Origin of the sequence: Pseudochelatococcus lubricantis, assembly GCF_011762225.1 — a bacterium.
Classification (GTDB): domain Bacteria; phylum Pseudomonadota; class Alphaproteobacteria; order Rhizobiales; family Beijerinckiaceae; genus Pseudochelatococcus; species Pseudochelatococcus lubricantis.
Genome location: NZ_JAASQI010000018.1, coordinates 1 through 15202, shown reverse-complemented (window position 1 = coordinate 15202; position 15202 = coordinate 1). Strand labels below are relative to the sequence as shown.

Sequence of the window (15202 nt, the reverse complement as noted above, 5' to 3'; positions counted from 1 at the left end):
TACGACAAGCTCATAGCAAACTTCATGGGCTTCGTCATGCTCGCCGCAATTCATATCCAATTGCGATAAAACTTAATTCCTCACTACGACCTAGGTAATCCTCGCCCACAAACTGAGCAGAGCGTATAACGTGGCGGATCGATCCCGCCACATCCTCGGCCTCATCCGTTTGAATCCAATTCTCCGCCATCGGCTCCTCGCCTTCATTCCAATTGAGGCGAGCATAAACCTGTCGGTGGTGATGTGAACATACTGTTGCTTTCAGGCGGCGGGCTTGCGGGTTCTGATGACTGACGTGGGGTCGGCAGCGGAAGGGCGGCTTATCGCCAGTTCGAACCGAAAGCTGCCAGTCCGTTCTCGGCCCCCTTCCAGCCATTCGGCCACGCTCCAACGAACAACCGCCCTCCGCCCATGACGGCCAGAACCGAACCATGAGAGCATCCGCTATGCCTTGTTCGTGGCCGGTAGCTCTCCACGCTTTCTTGCCCGTGATTGGGACTGGCGCGCGATCCGGGCAACGATGGCTTCGACTTCGCCCGGCAGCAGCCCGGCCTCGATCGCTTTTTTCACGGCCCGTCCCAATGCCAGCTCCGCCGCGTCGAGATCGATCTGCAGCTCGGCCCAGGTTCGCAGAACCTTCAGGCGGCTGATCTGCGGCCCACCTTCCGTGGCCGAAAGCTCGCGTATCGATTTTTCGACCTCGGCGAGCAGCTCGCGCGGATTGAAGGGGCGGGAGTGAACGACGGCGAACATCGCTGAATCCTTCCCCGCATACCAGGCATCGCAGATATCGCGGATGTCAGCGGGAATGTCAGTGCCCGGGCGCATGTCTTACTCCCATGCCTCAGATCGCAAGACCATGCTTATAGACCGAGTCGGCGGCGGCCCGGCACCCCGTCGTTCGCCGAGACCACATCACCCGTTCTGCCGCGCTTCCGGCAATCGTCGGGGGCGTGCGTTCCGTCAGCCGGCTGCCGATGCTATTCCTTCCGGAGAAATCCGGTGGGCAGTTCGTCATGTCCGTCGCGCAGGAGAAGGTGCTCGGGAATGCCGTCCGGCCGCACCCTACCCTCGGGAAGCGGCGAGACATAGGTCCTGCCTGCCTTGCGGCGGCTGAAATCCTCACGGGCGGAAGCGCGCAAGTTTGCGTCCGTCATCAGGTCGTAGCCGACCCCGGCCATGACAGCGGCCGACCAGAGCGAACCCTTGTCGCCGATGCTCGTGCCCCCGCAGGCGGTCACCGGCCAGGTGTGCAGTCCGACGCCGATCGGCATGGTCGCCAGCGCGAAGATGGCCGTGGGCGTGTTGTGGCTGACGTCGCCCACATCGGTCGAGCCGCCGGTGGTGATTTCGGGCAGCACCGGGAGAACCGCCGACGCCAACCCGGCTTCGGGCAGGTTCGTTTCACGCTGGCAGGCTCTGGCGAATTCCTGCTCCTCCTCGCTCCAGACCAGCGGCAGCGCCGCCATATGCACCTGGATGCGATTGACCAGCGTTTCGTTCGGCAGCAGGTCATGCAGCCCGAAGAAATGGTTGACGTCGACGCTCGTCTGGGTCGCGAGCGCGGCGCCCTTCGCCACGTCCCCGACCCATCCCGTGACTTCATCGACCTCGGCACGATCCTGATCGCGGATCACGATAAGGACCTCCGCGCGGTCGGGCACGACATTCGGGGCTTCGCCCGCCGAGGTGTAGACGTAATGCAGGCGGGTCGTGGGCCGCAGGTGCTCGCGCATGAACTGGATGCCGGTTCCGAAAAGCTCCGCTCCCTTCAGCGCGCTGCGTCCTTCCCACGGATCCACGCCGGCGTGGGCGCTGCGTCCTGTATAGCGGATGCGCAGCATATTCATCGCCGCCGTACGCAAGAGCCCGGTCGCGTTCAGGGGTCCCGGATGCCAGGCGAGGCACGCGTCGAGGTCATTGAACAGACCGTCGCGTGCCATGTACACCTTCGCGCCTTCGGTCTCTTCCGCGGCGCAGCCATAGACACGGATCGTGCCCGGGACGTCGTTATTGATCATCATCTTCCGGAGCGCGAAAGCCGCGCCGGTGCAGCCCGCTCCCAGCATGTTGTGGCCGCAGCCATGGCCTGTTTCCACGCCCGCGGGGCCGGGTGTGCGGCGCGGCTCGGCCGCATTGCCGAGACCGGGCAGCGCGTCGTATTCGGGCAGGAAGCCGATCTTCGGGCCGCCGGCGCCTTGCGACCATTCGGCGATAAAGGCGGTCGGAATCCCGGACGTTCCCCGGCTGGTGATGGTGAAACCGGCCGCCTCCAGTTCCCGGATATGAATCTGCGAGGAGATTTCCTCGTGGTGGGAAAGCTCCGGATTGTTCCAGACCTCGCGCGAGATTCTCAGGATGGCGTCACGGACGGCCTCGACGGCATCCTGGGCATTGCGCGCCGAAGCCGGGACATCGCCTGCGGCTGCGTGTTCCTGCGCGAAAGAGCGTGACGCGCCGCCAGTTCCGATCGCCGCCAGCGCCACGGTTCCGAGCATCAGGCTGCGCCGGGAAACTCCCTGAATGCGATCGTCCGTTATTCCGGTCATCTCAACCTCCACGTCAATTCAGGGATCTGCGGGCGATGCGATGATCAGACTCCATCGACGGCGTCGCATCATACACCATCAGGCGGGAATAGGGATTCAATGCGTGCGCCGGCTGGATGATAAGGCGACGGCAACGCCCGTCCGTTCACGCATGCCAGATCGGCTTGCCGGCCTCCTTCCGGGCAGCGTCGCGGGTCCAGCCGGCATCGGCGAGCACGCTGTCGGGCTGCGTCAGCAGGTCCCGGCGCAGCATATGCCGGTGCGCGAGCCGCGAGTACCACCGGCTCAGCAGTGTCGTTGCGACCCGCTGCTTGAGTTCGCCCACCGCCGGCGGGTCCACCGACCGCAATCCCCGAAGGGGAAAATCAATGACATTCGACATGACAAGCACCTCTGTTCCTGGTGCGATTGAATAGCAGTCATCTGTCCCCGCAAAAATTGAGTTGTTCTCCCCTGTCCGTGAGCATATGGAACAGATCATGCGCCGACTGCCGCCTCTTTCCGCCCTGCCCGCCTTCGAGGCCACGGCCCGTCTGGGCTCCGTCACCGCTGCCGCGGCGGAGCTCGGACGGACGCACAGCGCCGTCAGCAAGCAGATCAGCCATCTTGCGGAGGATCTGGGCGGCGGGCTGTTCGAGAAAGCCGGCAACGGCCTGAAGCTGACGCCGCGAGGCGAGCGGCTGCGCAAGGCCGTGACGCCGATGCTCGACGAACTCGCGGCCATCGCGCAGGCACTGCGGGCGGAACTGGACGACCGCCACATCGACATCGTCACCAGCGCGACCTTCGCGACGCGGTGGCTGATCCCGCGATTGCCGCGTTTCTATGCCGGACATCCCGAGGTCGAGATCGGGCTGCGCATGTCGGGACGGGAGAAGGTCCCGGATCACGAGATCGACGTCGTGCTGAGTTACGACCGGCTCCGAAGCCCGTCACCGGATTTTCAGAGCTTTTCGCTGGGCAATACAGCCTACGGCCCGGTCTGCGCACCGGATTATCCGCTGCGCAAGATCGGTGAGGAATGGATTGCCCCTGTGCGCCTGCTGCAGGCAGGCGTGCCGCAGAGCTGGCGCGAATGGATGCTGCGTGCTGGCGAGACCCTCCACGCGGAGCACGATGTCGAATATGCACACCACTTCCTGGCGCTTGAGGCGGCAGCGGCGGGCCTGGGCGTTGCGCTGGCCGAACGCCGTCTCGTCGAGCAGGATCTTGCCACCCGCCGTCTGATCGCACCTCTCGGTTTTGTTTCCGTGGAAGGCGGTCTACAAGCGGCTGTCATGCCGCGGGCGCGCAGCCGCAAGGCCATTACGGCACTGCTGGAATGGTTGGCGGAAGAGGCCCGGGATGGCGCGGCATAAGTCCGCTCATTACGCGCGCTCTTCAGGCAGCCGATCCGTCATGTTCCATCTACAAGTACCAACACTGACGTTGCAGTCCGAAACCGGCATTCCCGACCCCAATCCGCTCTCCGGATAGCTCTGATCGCGTCCCGGAGCGGAAGATGAACCTGCAAGCATCGGCCACTCGATCAAGCAAGGTGATATCGGTCTCACTCTACAGTTGAAATGGTGATATTTGACCGATCCTGGGACAGATCATAGCCGAGATGGAGGCGTCAATTGATCACGACATTGGCCGTATCGGGCTACCGCTCGTTGCGCGACCTCGTGGTTCCGCTGGGCAGCCTGACGGTCGTTACCGGCGCGAATGGCACCGGGAAGACCAGTCTCTACCGCGCGCTTCATCTGTTGGCCGAGACGGCGCAGGGGCGGCTCGTGGGGAGACTGGCTTCAGAGGGTGGGCTGCGCTCGACACTTTGGGCGGGACCGGAGGCGATAAGCCGAAGCGTACGTGCGGGTATCAATCCCGTTCAGGGAACGGTACGCAAGGGACCAGTCTCCCTCAAGCTCGGCTTCGGTGGCGAGGACTTCGGCTACGCGATAGACTTGGGAATGCCCAGTCCCGAGAATCCGTTCCCACTCGACCCCGCTATCAAGATCGAGGCGATGTGGACAGGAGAGACGCTTCGCCCCGTAGCGGTGTTCGCCGAGCGCCGTGGGGCACTCGTTCGGCTGCGGACAGCCCACAGCCACGCGTGGCGCGAGATTACGCATGACCTGTCGCCATTCGACTCGATGGTGACTCACTGCGCCGATCCGGCGGACGGGGCCGAGCTGCTTGCCATGCGAGAGCGCATGCGGGACTGGCGCTTCTACGATGCCCTGCGCACCGATCCCGCGGCGCCTGCGCGCCGTCGCCAGGTCATGACCTATACCCCGGTGCTGGCGGGCGATGGGGCAGACCTGGCTGCTGCGATTGCAACCATTCGAGCGATCGGCGACCGCGATGCGCTGGATGCGGCGATCGAGCACGCGTTTCCGGGCTCCAGCCTCGCCACCGAGGCTGACGACCATTACGGTGGCGTACTTTTGCACCAGCCGGGTCTCCTGCGACCACTTGGGGCTGCCGAACTTTCGGACGGGACGCTGCGCTTCCTTTTGCTCGTTGCCGCGCTTCTGTCACCACGTCCGCCCGAGCTTATGGTTCTGAACGAACCGGAGGCGAGCCTCCACCCCTCGCTGATGCCCGCGCTGGCCCGCCTTGTCGTGGCGGCATCCCGTGTTGGTCAGATCGTCCTCGTCAGCCACAGCGACACGCTGATCCACGCCATCGGACATGAGGGAGAGGTGAGCGAAATTCGCTTGGAGAAGAGTTTCGGGGAGACCCGTTCGCCCCACCTGGATGCATCGAGCTGGGTCTGGCCCAAACGGTGACAAAATGATCGCCCGATGGCGTTACCTTTCGGTCGTATCGATTAGTCGTTGAGATAGCGGCGCATGCAGTAAAGCAGCGTTGCCTTTTCGTCGTTCTCAAACGCCGGAAAACTCGAACTTGCACGATTGATACAGACGAGAAGTGTAGCCGGCGTGTCGCTGACGCTGCAGACGGCCGAGGCGGTAAAGCCGTAGCCGCGTGCGGCCACCGTCATATTGCATGCGCACGAACCAATGTCCGCGCGCCGGGTCCTTTCGAGCGCGCAATGCCCGGCACTAGAATCTGTCCTGTTTACATTGAAACAGGACAGATTCTAGATTCCTTTTTTGGAGCGAATTCATCATCGGTCAGATGATTCCATCTGATCGGAACGCGCTCTAGGCTGAGAGTTCCCTCCGGACGATTTCAGCGCCCGCACTCAAGGCCTTGAGTTTTCCTGTCGCCACTTTCCGAGATAGCGGGGCCATGCCGCAGTTCGTGCAGGGATAGAGCTTGTCGGCATCCACAAACCGAAGTGCTTTACGCAGGGTCTCAGCGACTTCTTCAGGTGTTTCAACATTATTGGTGGCCACGTCGATGGCCCCGACCATCACCTTCTTGCCGCGAATGAGCTCAATCAGATCCATCGGAACGTGAGAATTGTGACATTCCAGCGAGATAAGGTCGATGTTGGATTGTTGAAGGTTGGGGAAAGACTCTTCATACTGCCGCCATTCCGACCCCAGAGTATTTTTCCAATCCGTATTGGCCTTGATGCCGTAGCCGTAGCAAATGTGCACGGCGGTCTCACAGTTGAGCCCTTCAATAGCCCTTTCGAGGGTGGCAACGCCCCAGTCATTCACGTCGTCGAAGAAAACGTTGAATGCGGGCTCGTCAAACTGGATGATATCGACACCAGCTGCTTCCAGTTCCCTGGCCTCCTCATTGAGGATTTTGGCAAATTCCCAGGCCAGCTTCTCACGGCTCTTATAGTGGGCGTCATAAAGCGTATCGATCATGGTCATGGGGCCTGGCAGTGCCCATTTGATCGGTTGCGTGGTCTGCCGACGCAGAAACTTGGCGTCCTCCACAAAAACCGGCTTTGGCCGTGATACGGCGCCAACGACAGTCGGCACGCTCGCATCGTAGCGGTTGCGAATTCTGACGGTCTCGCGCTTTTCGAAATCAACGCCATCGAGATGCTCGATAAACGTCGTGACGAAGTGCTGGCGCGTCTGTTCGCCATCGCTGACGATATCGATGCCCGCCTGCTGCTGATCGACGAGGGACAGGCGCAAGGCATCCTGTTTGCCCTCGACCAGTTCATCGTCCTGCAACTTCCAGGGCGACCAGAGTTTTTCGGGTTGGGCAAGCCAGGACGGCTTGGGCAGACTGCCAGCGGTCGATGTGGGAAGGAGTGTTTTCATGCTTGGTGACCCTATATTCCGTGTCGATCAGGCGGCGTAGTTGGCAGACCATTGATCGAGAACGGTCTTGTACGGCTTGATGAAGTGTTCTTCGGTGAACTTGCCCTGCTCCACGGCCAGCCGACTGCGTTCGTCCCGATCATAGACGATGCGGGTCAGTGAATAGTCCTGGTGCTTCAGATTTGGCCGGTAGCATGCTCCTGCGACAGCGTTCGCATTGTAGATTTCGGGGCGGTAAATTCTCTGAAACGTCTCCATCGTGCTGATGGTGCCGATCAGCTCCAGATTGGTGTAGTCGCCAAGCAGGTCGCCGATAAAATAGAAAGCCAAGGGTGCAACGCTACCCGACGGCATGAAATAGCGAACCCGCATCCCCATCTTTTCGAAGTACTTATCGGTCGACGAGCACTCGTTCTGCCGGTATTCGGCGCCCATAATGGGGTGATGATTTTCAGTCCGGTGATATGTCTTGCTGGTCGAAGCACTTATGCAGATAACGGGCGGCTTGCTGAAATGCGACTTGTACGTCTCCGAACCCAGGAAGTTCTTGAACAGGTTTCCATGCAGATCGCCAAAGTCAACAGGAATGCTGAATTTGGGCTGGTCCTTATTGTGCTCTGGCAGCACCACGCTGAAGTCGTAGTCCCGCACATAGGACGAGAAGTTATTCCCGACAATACCGTCAATGCGTTCACCGGACTTTCGATCAACAATGGTCGTTTTGAGTATCTCAATCAGAGGGAAGGCGTCGCCAGCGGCCTCACCAACGATACTCATCTCAACGGAAATGATTTCAAGTTCGACGGAATAGCGATCACTTTGGGGGTTATCCCAATGCGCCAGAGCATTAAAGCGATTGTCGATCATCCTCAGGGCGTTACGCAGGTTCTCCTGCCGGTTCTCGCCTCTGGCCAGGTTGGCAAAGTTGGTCGTTATGCGCGTGTTGTCCGAGGGGCGATAGTCCTCGTTAAACGGAAGGCTCTTAATTGCAAATTTGAAGTCGTTAGTCATCGTGTTCTGGCGTCCCAATTACCGGTCCGGTTGTCTCGGTCTTTCGTCTTGGCATTGACCCAAACAACCAATGCGTGCCCTTCGCCGACGCACTTGTTGTGCCGACAAGCGGCAGGTGACACGCCAGGGATGGCGACTGGAATTGCGTTTGAGACATGAAGTGCCCCAGTGAGTTGGGGGCATGGGTCAGCGGACACATAGCAAGGCCGCAATGGTGCTGCCTCCGCTACGGCACACCGGGACACCCCGCCCGTGGACGTTATTTCGCCAAGGCAGGTCTCCTGGCTCACGGGTCGTTGCTTCTGTCCGTCTTCCCGGGTTTTACCCCAGTGACATGCTGGACATCAGCTCACCGCTTACAGTTGCGGGGGCAGCGCCGGCTTTTCCGAAATGACACGGAGCACCGACTTCCCTCTTAGCCCCGGCGCGTTGCAGGCAACGACCGGGGAACCTAGGCACGCACACAATCCTGCAATCGCCACACAAAGTCAATAGCATATAAAGATGTCTTTATATATCCTGATCGTGCGACAAATTTTACGACATTCGCCGTTCGTGACTGTTTTCTCGTGATGCCTTGTCGTCTTTACGCCATCTGGTGATCTGAGCGGGGTCGCGCCTCAGCCTGTCGATTTCACGACTGAAAAAAGTCGCGGTGTAAATCGCCGCTCAGTACGGTTCGATGAGAGATGGCCGGACGCCGGCAAGCGTCCGTCCTTGCTCCAGCGTCTGCGCTCTTTGGCCGAAATGCCAAGGAGTTCATCGACATGCTTGGCATGCATCCTCGATCTCTCTCGACCGATCCGATGTGAATAGGGCCTTGAGCGCGCCGTAAGGGGGCCGTACGGTCAGCGGCCGCATTTTCTCCATTGACCGGATGAAAAGCCGACGCGCAAGCCGCAATCGATCCGGGATAGAGCGCACCGGATCGTCAGGGAAAGCATTCGATCATACAGCAGCGAACATCCGCTCTCCATCCTTTTTCGTCGCGCCGATGGTCATGCAACTTCGCACATTTTCTGCTCATCGATGATTTCTGCGCCGGTCATGCTGATGCGCACCTGCTGTCTCAACCACGCGTTTGCCGGGTCGTTGTCGGTGTGGCTGGCCCAGACCATGTTCAGGGGCGGCAGCGTCAGCGGAACCGGCACCGGGCTGACTTCGAGCCCCAGCAGGGAGCCGTAGCGGTCGGCGATGCGCCGCGGCACTGTGGCGATCACCGGGCTTACCTGCGCTGCCGCAAGCACCGACATGAACCCCGACGCGGCCGTCACCACGTTCAGTTCGACGCCGGCGATCTCCAGCGCCTCCTTGATGCAGCCCTGCAGACTCTCGCTCTGGGAAATCACAGCATGGTCCGCCGAAAGATAGGTCTCCAGCGCCACGGGTTGGAGCAGTGGCAGCAGCGCCGGATTGTAGCAGCAGGCGAGATCAACCTCGTAGAGCGTCTCGAACAGGCGCCGGCTCGTCCTCGAATAGGTGCAGCCGATCGCAAGGTCGATGCTGCCGTCGTCCATCGGCGGGTCGATCGCGTCGTAAGGAAAGATCCGCGCCAGCACGCTGATGCCAGGTGCCAGCCGCCGCAGGCGGGCCGTGAGATCCGGGATCAGCAGCAATTCGACTTCCGGCGTCATGGCGATCCGGAAGGTTCGCTCTTCCGTCGCGGGATCGAAGACGTCCCCGCCCGTCAGCGCCAGTTGCGCCTGTCTCAGCGCCTGCCGCACCGGAACAGCGAGGCTGAGCGCCCTGGCCGTCGGCTGCATGGCCTGCCCGACGCGGATGAACAGCTCATCCTGTAGCAGGGCGCGCAGTGTCGACAGCGAATGGCTCATCGCCGGCTGCCCGATTTTCAGACGCTGCGCCGCCTTCGTCACGCTCCTCTCCGCCATCAGCGCATCGAAGGCGACGAGCAGGTTGAGGTCGAACGAGCGCAGATTGAAATGGTCGATAGTGGTCATGATCCGTATCGATTTGATTGCTGGTACCGGGGCACATATGTCTGTGCCGGGTCAGATCAAGGCCCGGTCCGGGATCGTCCCGCAGAAACCTCCGGAGACACCATGCAAACCCGTCGTTCCCTTCTGAAAATGTCCGCCGGTATGGCACTCGCCGCCGGCACCGTCGCCAGAGCGCCGAGAGCGCGAGAACAGCTACGGCAGGCAGGAAATGAGGCCAGCTCCGGCCGCGCGCCATCCCGCGCAGTCCCGAGAAGCAAAACCATGCCGCAGGCGGCAGCAGCGCCGCGATCACGGGCTGCAGGAAGCGGAAGATCTTGGCCTCGAACGTCCAACGCAGGCCGACGACGACCGTCAGCGCAATGCAGGCGCAGAGAAAGATGACGACTGGTCGTCTGTCGCTTTCGTTCCGCGCCACGACAAGGCAGAGCAGGAAGGCCAGCAGCAGCGCAATCACGAAGGGCAGCGGAACCGAAATCATGCGATACCCTTATCGCCGTTTACGAAACTCCGCAAAAGCCGCGGATTTCACACGGCTGGGTAGCGCTTTATCAGCCTTATGCCCGGGGCACCGGCATGATCGACTCAAAGCGTCGGGCCGGCGCAGTCTGGAGTGCGGGACCGCGTGGCTCTTGCCGGCCTTGATGCGCGGCAGGCACCGCGCGGCGAAAGCCTGAGCTTGCTAGTCGAGCCGTGTGCTGGCAATCTCAGCTCGGCAAGACGCTCAGTGGAGGCATGCCGGAGCCTTATCTCGCCGGGCAGCAGGACATGGGAAATTCAAAGTCATGATCATCAATCGTGGGAATGCCGATGCCGGCAAGATGGACGAGACCGCGCTGTTCGGGCGTCGGGCAGGGCTTCTCAACCGCCGATCGTTTCTGGTCGGCTCGGCCGCCGGTATCGGCGCGCTGGGGCTGGCCGGCTGCGCGACATCCGACGGCATAAGCCTCGCCTACGCAGAGCAGATCTACGGGCCGGTGCCCGATGAGAAATTCCCGATCCCGGCGGTCGATGTCAGCAAGGTCGATCAGAAATACTACCGCCGGATCGTTCGCTTCGACAGCAAGGAAGAGCCAGGCACGATTGTCGTCGATCCGAAGAACTACTACGTCTACCGTGTCGAGGGCGACGGATCCGCCACCCGGTATGGCGCCAATGTCGGCCGCGCCGGGTTCCTGTGGAGCGGTGATGCCTATGTCGGACGCAAGGGCGAATGGCCGATCTGGACACCGCCCAAGGAGATGATCCAGCGCCAGCCCGAGGCAGCCAAATATGCACGCGGCATGCCGGGCGGCCTCGACAACCCGCTTGGCGCGCGTGCGCTCTATCTCTACCAGAACGGCGCTTACACGCTCTACACGCTCTACGCCAGCAGCATCCCCGAGACGATCGGCACGAACCTCACAAGCGGCTGTGTCGGCCTCCTGAGCCAGGACATGATCGACCTGTACTCACGAACGCCGGTCAAGACGAAGGTGGTCGTCCTGCCGGCATAGGCAACAGCCTCTAGGCCCGGGCGTTCTCGGTTTTGAGGGTGGCGACCTGTGAAAGGTCGCCGGCCCGGCCGCGCGCTCCAATTTCGATATCCTACCGCAACTTGCATTCAATTCGATGGATCGGCTTGAATGCAAACCGCTCTGCCCGGTCACCAACCGCGATCCCAGTCGGGCTCGCCGCGATAGCATATGGCGAGAAAATCGACGAGGGCGCGCACCTTGAGCGCCAGATGGCGCGCCGGCGGATAGAGCGCGTGAATAACGAGCGGCTTATCCTCAAAGTCGGCGAGCAGCGGCTTCACCTGCCCGTCCCGGATGAGTGGCCCGGCAATGAAGCTGGGGACGCGGGCGATGCCGAGACCGGCCTGTGCTGCCGCGAGGCACGTCTCGCCGTTGGAGAAGCTTAGCCGACCCGAGACCCTGACGGCCACGGGCTCCGGCACACCGGCGGATGCGAATGCCCAGCGGAACGGATCGCGGAAATTGGTGTCGACGATACAGTCGTGATCGGTAAGCTCTTGCGGCGAGGCGGGCATGCCTCTTCGCTCGACATAGGAAGGGGCGGCAACCGTAACGATCCGCGCGTCGCAGAGCTTGCGGGCGATCAGGGTGCTGTCCTGCGGCTTGCCGATCCTGACCGCGACGTCGAAGCCTTCATCGATCAGGTCGACGATCCGATCGGAAAAGCTGACGTCGAGCTGGATATCGGGAAAGGCGTTTGCGAAATCGAGCAGGGCCGGCGTGAGGCGGCGCGTGCCGAAGGACACCGGCGCGGTCAGCCGCAGTCGTCCGGCGGGCGCACCGGAGGTATTGCGAACGGAGGCGTCGAGGCTGTCGAACTCCTCAAGCAGCGTTTTCATCCGCTCGTAATAGGCCTTGCCCACCTCGGTCGGGGATAGCGCGCGCGTGGTTCGCTTGAGGAGCTGGACGCCGAGATCGGCTTCGAGTTTCGAGACCAGCTTCGAGGCCTGACCGCTGCTCGTGCCGAGCCGCTGCGCGGCGGCCGCGAAACTGCCCGTGTCGAGTACCGTAACGAACATGCGGTCGCAATCGAGGCGGTCCATATGGGCGGGTGTTCCCTTTGAATGGTGTTATGGCGCCGCCGGGCAATCACTGTCCGGCTATAAGATCGCGGCTGAGGTCATGCAGGCCGCTCCTGGGGCGCTGTTGCCGGCGCCAGGACGACGGGCGCCAGACCCGGCAAATCCGGACCGAGCGGGACGATGCCGTTCGGATTGAGCGCCCTGATCGAGTAGTAGCCACGCTTGATGTGGTCGATGCTGACCGTCTCCCGGATACCCGGCACGTCGAGAACGCGGATGAGATAGCGGCTCAGCGCTGCATAGTCGGCAAGACGGCGCAGGTTGCATTTGAACAGGCCGTGATAGGCCGCGTCGAAACGCACCAGTGTCACGAACAGCCGGATGTCGGCTTCCGTGAAGTCTTCGCCGAACAGGAAGGGACCGGTGCCGGCAAGCCGTTTCTCCAGTTCGTCCAGTATGCCGAACACCTCGGCGAACGCTTCCTCATAGGCGATCTGCGTCGTCGCGAATCCGGCGCGATAGACGCCGTTGTTGAGGCGCGGATAGATACGCGCGTTGAGTTCATCGATCCCGGCGCGCAGATGCTCGGGATAGAGATCGAAAGCGTTGTTCGCCAGATCGCCGAAGCCCGCATTGAACATGCGCACGATCTCCGCCGACTCATTGCTGACGATCGTTCCGCGCTGCCTGTCCCACAGCACCGGCACGGTCGCCCGGCCGGTATAGTGCGGATCGGCGCGCGTATAGATTTCGTGGATGTAGGTCGCACCGTTCACGCTATCCCGGTCCGAGCCCGGATAGTCGCCGAAGCGCCAGCCCTGATCGGTCAGCGCCGGTTCGACAACCGACACGGAAACGACGTCCTTGAGCCCCTTCAGCTTGCGGGCGATCAGCGTCCGCGACGCCCATGGGCAGATGAGCGCGACATACAGATGATAGCGCCCGGCCACGGCCTGGAAACCGGCTTCGCCGCTTGGACCCGCGCTGCCGTCCGGCGTCACCCAGTTGCGAAAGCCGGAGATCTGGCGGACGAAGCCACCCTTCGAGTCGGTGGCCTGCACCGGCTGCCAGTCTGCGCTCCATTTGCCGTCGATGAGCATCATTCTTCCTTTTCTTATCGCGCGATCACCGCCACCGATGTACCCCACGGGTCGGTCAGCAAGAGCTGTCCGGCGGTTCCTTCCGGGGCTTCGGCCCGTGCGCGGATTGCGGCTGCCCTTGATGCATCGAGACGAAGCTCGATCTCCGCCAGCCCGGTCGAGGGATAGTCGCGTATGCCGGCGCCACGGCTGTTCCAGATGTTTGTCGCGATATGATGGTGGTAGCCATCGGCCGCGTAGAAGGTGCCGCCCGGATAGCGACAGGTGACATCGAGCCCCAGCGCACTCGCATAAAAGGCTTCGGCCGGCGCGAGCGCGCCGACTTGCAGATGTACGTGACCGACCTTCGATCCGACGGGAAAGCCGTCCCACTTTACGCCATTGGCTTGCGCCAGCAGCGCCTCGATATCGAGCCGGTCACTCGGCATGTCTACCATGCCGTCATGCCATTTCCAGGCGGATGCGGGCCGGTCGGCATAGATTTCGACGCCGTTTCCTTCCGGGTCGGAAAGGTACAGCGCCTCGCTGACGCCGTGGTCGGACGCGCCCACCACCGGCGTGCGGGTTCTGGCTGCATGGTGGGTCCAGCGCGCGAGCGAGACGCGCGACGGAAGGAGGAAAGCCGTGTGGAAGAGGCCCGCCTCGCGCGGCGAACGCCTCCGGGCCGAGGCGTCTCCGCGCAACTCCAGCAGCACGTCGCCGCCGGCGCCGAGTTCGACCGTTGTCCCGTCCTTGCGCAGGAGATGGAGACCGACGGCCTGCTCGTAAAATGCCGCGACGCGGTCAAGGTCGTTGACGGTCAGCGCGACCCTGCCCATCGACAGATGAAAGGCAGGTACGTCCGAGGCTCCGGCAACACCGGTCGGGTTGACTGACCGGCCGGCAGGGGCGGGATCGCGGGGAGCCATCGCGTCAGGCCTTGTCGCTGCCGGCCGGCGTGGGCTTGAGGGCGAGCGCGCCGTCGCCGACAAGTGCCAGGGCGACGAGTCCGACGATCCAGAATGCCGGGAATTCCCAGCCGCCGTTCGGATTGTTGAAGAAGAAACCCGCCGGACCATGCACGGTGAAGATGGCGCCGAGCAGGATGGGAACGAGCGCCAGCGCCGCCAGGCGCGGCCACACGCCGAGGATCAAGGCTGCGGCGCCCAGGAGTTCCCACAGGATCGTCACATAGGCGAGCCAGCCCGGCAGGCCGAGGGAACCGAAGAACCCGGCCGTGCCGGCGGGCGTGAAGACGAAAATCTTGAGGCCCGCATGGGCGAGAAACAGGATGCCGAGCGCGAGCCTCAGAACGAGCGCGGCATAGGGAGCGGTACGGGAGTCGATCATGGAAATGCCTCACTGGGTGAATTCTACGAGGCGTGAATATTCTCCAGAAACGCCGCAACGATTATCCCATTAATATGTAGTTCATTCCTTCCGAAATGGAAGGAGTGAGTCGCGCGGGAAGGTTCCCCGCGCGTCGATTGCTGACTTTACCAGCGCCGGGATCTGGCCCAGAAGCCTTGCCTCCATATGTAACCTCTCCGGGGCCCGGCCCACTCCCAGCGGCCCGGCACCCACACCCACCCGCGGCGCGGTGGCGGGCGCCGTTCGAAGCGCGGCGGCGGCGGACGCCGGTACGCGCCCGGCGGAGGGCCGCGGCGCGGCGGGGGCGGATATCGATAGGGGGGCGGCATGGGCTGGGCCTTCGCCGTGTCTCCGGCGACGACGACAGCGGGGGTGAGCAGCGCTCCCAGCAGCGGAGCGAAAAGCATACGACGTGTAATCATCGCTCTAGGTGCTGTCTGCATTCATTGATTCCCTTTTTGTGTTGGTTCTGATTCAAGGTCTCCAAAGGAGATGACCTTGAGCAGACGGACCCTGA

At 62.2% G+C, this 15202-nt stretch carries 14 protein-coding genes, 1 pseudogene and 1 riboswitch; of the genes and pseudogenes, 3 read left to right on the top strand and 12 right to left on the bottom strand.

All coding sequences use genetic code 11. From position 1 onward, the window contains the following. Nucleotides 1-444: 444 nt before the first annotated feature. The 3 genes from FHS82_RS20530 to FHS82_RS20520 all read right to left on the bottom strand — a co-directional run bounded on the left by FHS82_RS20530 (nt 445) and on the right by FHS82_RS20520 (nt 2931). The gene (locus tag FHS82_RS20530) at nt 445-828 is read right to left on the bottom strand and encodes a hypothetical protein (RefSeq protein ID WP_166956519.1); all 384 of its coding nucleotides are present in this window, start codon (nt 826-828) and stop codon (nt 445-447) included. A gap of 152 nt (nt 829-980) precedes the next feature. Further along, nucleotides 981-2549, bottom strand: coding sequence for an amidohydrolase (locus FHS82_RS20525; protein ID WP_166956516.1), 1569 nt, complete (start codon nt 2547-2549; stop codon nt 981-983). Nucleotides 2550-2694: 145 nt separating this feature from the next. Beyond that, on the bottom strand, nt 2695-2931 hold the full coding sequence (locus FHS82_RS20520; protein WP_166956513.1) for a DUF1127 domain-containing protein: 237 nt from the start codon (nt 2929-2931) through the stop codon (nt 2695-2697). A 97-nt stretch (nt 2932-3028) separates the two neighbouring features. Here FHS82_RS20520 and FHS82_RS20515 point away from each other — a divergent pair, with 97 nt between their 5' ends. Together FHS82_RS20515 and FHS82_RS20510 are read left to right on the top strand one after the other, a co-directional pair. Then, on the top strand, nt 3029-3907 hold the full coding sequence (locus FHS82_RS20515) for a LysR family transcriptional regulator (RefSeq protein WP_166956510.1): 879 nt from the start codon (nt 3029-3031) through the stop codon (nt 3905-3907). Between the two features lie 261 nt (nt 3908-4168). After that, entirely contained in the window at nt 4169-5323 is a 1155-nt protein-coding gene (locus FHS82_RS20510; protein ID WP_166956507.1) for an AAA family ATPase, read from the top strand. Nucleotides 5324-5412: 89 nt separating this feature from the next. Here the strand turns inward: FHS82_RS20510 and FHS82_RS20505 are convergent. The 4 genes and pseudogenes from FHS82_RS20505 to FHS82_RS20490 all read right to left on the bottom strand — a co-directional run. Continuing rightward, a pseudogene (locus FHS82_RS20505) lies at nt 5413-5514 on the bottom strand (flavin reductase family protein); the annotation flags it as partial. 187 nt (nt 5515-5701) lie between these two features. After that, nucleotides 5702-6730: a methionine synthase gene (locus tag FHS82_RS20500; protein WP_166956504.1), complete on the bottom strand. Its 1029-nt coding sequence runs from the start codon at nt 6728-6730 to the stop codon at nt 5702-5704. 27 nt (nt 6731-6757) lie between these two features. Beyond that, on the bottom strand, nt 6758-7741 hold the full coding sequence (locus FHS82_RS20495) for a DUF1852 domain-containing protein (protein WP_166956525.1): 984 nt from the start codon (nt 7739-7741) through the stop codon (nt 6758-6760). A gap of 254 nt (nt 7742-7995) precedes the next feature. Further along, a riboswitch (cobalamin riboswitch) is annotated at nt 7996-8211 on the bottom strand. 528 nt (nt 8212-8739) lie between these two features. Beyond that, the gene (locus FHS82_RS20490) at nt 8740-9699 is read right to left on the bottom strand and encodes a LysR family transcriptional regulator (protein WP_166956501.1); all 960 of its coding nucleotides are present in this window, start codon (nt 9697-9699) and stop codon (nt 8740-8742) included. A gap of 782 nt (nt 9700-10481) precedes the next feature. Between FHS82_RS20490 and FHS82_RS20485 the strand changes: the two genes are divergently transcribed. Beyond that, nucleotides 10482-11192: a L,D-transpeptidase family protein gene (locus tag FHS82_RS20485; protein ID WP_166956498.1), complete on the top strand. Its 711-nt coding sequence runs from the start codon at nt 10482-10484 to the stop codon at nt 11190-11192. A 149-nt stretch (nt 11193-11341) separates the two neighbouring features. Here the strand turns inward: FHS82_RS20485 and FHS82_RS20480 are convergent, their stop codons facing one another. From FHS82_RS20480 to FHS82_RS21540, 5 genes are all read right to left on the bottom strand, one after another. Further along, nucleotides 11342-12256, bottom strand: coding sequence for a LysR family transcriptional regulator (locus FHS82_RS20480; RefSeq protein WP_166956495.1), 915 nt, complete (start codon nt 12254-12256; stop codon nt 11342-11344). Between the two features lie 77 nt (nt 12257-12333). Continuing rightward, a complete protein-coding gene (locus FHS82_RS20475) occupies nt 12334-13335 on the bottom strand; it encodes a glutathione S-transferase family protein (RefSeq protein WP_166956522.1) in 1002 nt (333 codons plus the stop codon). A gap of 14 nt (nt 13336-13349) precedes the next feature. Beyond that, complete coding sequence (locus tag FHS82_RS20470; RefSeq protein ID WP_166956492.1) at nt 13350-14243, bottom strand: VOC family protein; 894 nt, start codon at nt 14241-14243, stop codon at nt 13350-13352. Between the two features lie 4 nt (nt 14244-14247). Then, entirely contained in the window at nt 14248-14664 is a 417-nt protein-coding gene (locus FHS82_RS20465) for a DoxX family protein (RefSeq protein WP_166956489.1), read from the bottom strand. Nucleotides 14665-14810: 146 nt separating this feature from the next. After that, nucleotides 14811-15014 carry a hypothetical protein gene (locus tag FHS82_RS21540; protein WP_246225482.1) on the bottom strand — a complete coding sequence of 68 codons (204 nt, stop codon included), beginning with the start codon at nt 15012-15014 and terminating at the stop codon, nt 14811-14813. Between the last annotated feature and the right edge of the window lie 188 nt (nt 15015-15202).

Coding starts and splice junctions, on each gene's coding strand:
- FHS82_RS20530 (WP_166956519.1), bottom strand. CDS start 828: ATGCGCCCGGGCACTGACATTCCCGCTGACATCCGCGATATCTGCGAT.
- FHS82_RS20525 (WP_166956516.1), bottom strand. CDS start 2,549: ATGACCGGAATAACGGACGATCGCATTCAGGGAGTTTCCCGGCGCAGC.
- FHS82_RS20520 (WP_166956513.1), bottom strand. CDS start 2,931: ATGTCGAATGTCATTGATTTTCCCCTTCGGGGATTGCGGTCGGTGGAC.
- FHS82_RS20515 (WP_166956510.1), top strand. CDS start 3,029: ATGCGCCGACTGCCGCCTCTTTCCGCCCTGCCCGCCTTCGAGGCCACG.
- FHS82_RS20500 (WP_166956504.1), bottom strand. CDS start 6,730: ATGAAAACACTCCTTCCCACATCGACCGCTGGCAGTCTGCCCAAGCCG.
- FHS82_RS20495 (WP_166956525.1), bottom strand. CDS start 7,741: ATGACTAACGACTTCAAATTTGCAATTAAGAGCCTTCCGTTTAACGAG.
- FHS82_RS20490 (WP_166956501.1), bottom strand. CDS start 9,699: ATGACCACTATCGACCATTTCAATCTGCGCTCGTTCGACCTCAACCTG.
- FHS82_RS20485 (WP_166956498.1), top strand. CDS start 10,482: ATGATCATCAATCGTGGGAATGCCGATGCCGGCAAGATGGACGAGACC.
- FHS82_RS20480 (WP_166956495.1), bottom strand. CDS start 12,256: ATGGACCGCCTCGATTGCGACCGCATGTTCGTTACGGTACTCGACACG.
- FHS82_RS20475 (WP_166956522.1), bottom strand. CDS start 13,335: ATGCTCATCGACGGCAAATGGAGCGCAGACTGGCAGCCGGTGCAGGCC.
- FHS82_RS20470 (WP_166956492.1), bottom strand. CDS start 14,243: ATGGCTCCCCGCGATCCCGCCCCTGCCGGCCGGTCAGTCAACCCGACC.
- FHS82_RS20465 (WP_166956489.1), bottom strand. CDS start 14,664: ATGATCGACTCCCGTACCGCTCCCTATGCCGCGCTCGTTCTGAGGCTC.
- FHS82_RS21540 (WP_246225482.1), bottom strand. CDS start 15,014: ATGCCGCCCCCCTATCGATATCCGCCCCCGCCGCGCCGCGGCCCTCCG.